1 protein-coding gene and 1 pseudogene are annotated in these 1,222 nt (G+C 61.5%); both read left to right on the top strand.

From position 1 onward, the window contains the following. On the top strand, positions 1–692 hold a 692-nt coding region (locus tag HP547_RS28845; protein WP_172288909.1), incomplete at its 5' end, for an OprD family outer membrane porin. Between the two features lie 160 nt (positions 693–852). After that, positions 853–1,222 (top strand): annotated as a pseudogene (locus HP547_RS28850) (proline--tRNA ligase); the annotation flags it as partial.

Here is a 1,222-nt window from a genome sequence, read left to right on the forward strand (position 1 = left end):
AGGCCAACGTCTTCGGTGGCACCTACGCCATTACCGATAGCCTCAGCAGCAGCGTGTACTACTCGCGCGTGGAAGACCACTTCCGCAAGTGGTACGGCAATATCAACTGGGCGCTGCCGATCAGCGACAAGCAAGGCCTGGTGTTCGACTTCAACATCTATGACACCAAGTCCATCGGTGACAACCGTACCGGCGCGTTCGTCAGCAAGTCCGACGGCAGCAACGACCTGGACAACATCGCAGCCAGCCTCTCGGCCGCCTACAACATTGGCGCCCACACCTTCACCCTGGCCTACCAGAAGGTCAGCGGCGACGGCGATTACGCCTACGGCGTCGACGGTGGCGGCACGGTATTCCTGGCCAACTCGGTTGCCCGTTCCGACTTCAACGCCGAAGACGAGAAATCCTGGCAAGCGCGCTACGACCTGAACTTCGCCGAGTTCGGCGTACCAGGCCTGACCTTCATGACCCGCTACGTTCGCGGTACCGGTGCAACCACCCGCACCACCGACAGCGGCAAGGAATGGGAACGCGACATCGACGTCAAGTACGTGCTGCAGGAAGGCCCGGCCAAGGACCTCAGCTTCCGTGTCCGTCAGGCCACCTACCGCTCGGGTGATGGCGTTTACTACGGTTCCCCGTCGATCGACGAACTGCGCCTGATCGTGGAGTACCCGCTGAGCATCCTGTAAGCCTGGCTTGCAGTGCCCCGCACCTGAAAAAGCCCGGCGATCACGCCGGGCTTTTTCTTGGCTGACAAGCGTCACGCCCTGGGGCATCCTGTACGCCATCGTTTCGCCCCCGTACAATGCGGGGCTATTTCAACGTCTTAGGCAATCGACACGGCTAACCATGCGCACCAGTCAATATTTGCTCGCCACCCAGAAAGAAACTCCTGCCGATGCAGTGGTCATCAGCCATCAGCTCATGCTGCGTGCCGGCATGATCCGCAAACTGGCCTCTGGCCTGTATACCTGGCTGCCGATGGGCCTGCGGGTAATGCGCAAGGTCGAGGCCGTGGTGCGCGAGGAAATGAACGCCGCCGGTGCCCTGGAAGTGCTGATGCCAAGCATCCAGCCTGCCGAACTGTGGCAGGAGTCCGGCCGCTGGGAGCAGTACGGCCCTGAACTGCTGCGCCTGAAAGACCGCCACCAGCGCGATTTCTGTGTAGGCCCTACCCACGAAGAGGTCATCACCGACCTGGCCCGCAACGAGCTGTCCA

The organism is Pseudomonas sp. CM27 (assembly GCF_013179515.1).
Classification (GTDB): Bacteria; Pseudomonadota; Gammaproteobacteria; order Pseudomonadales; family Pseudomonadaceae; genus Aquipseudomonas.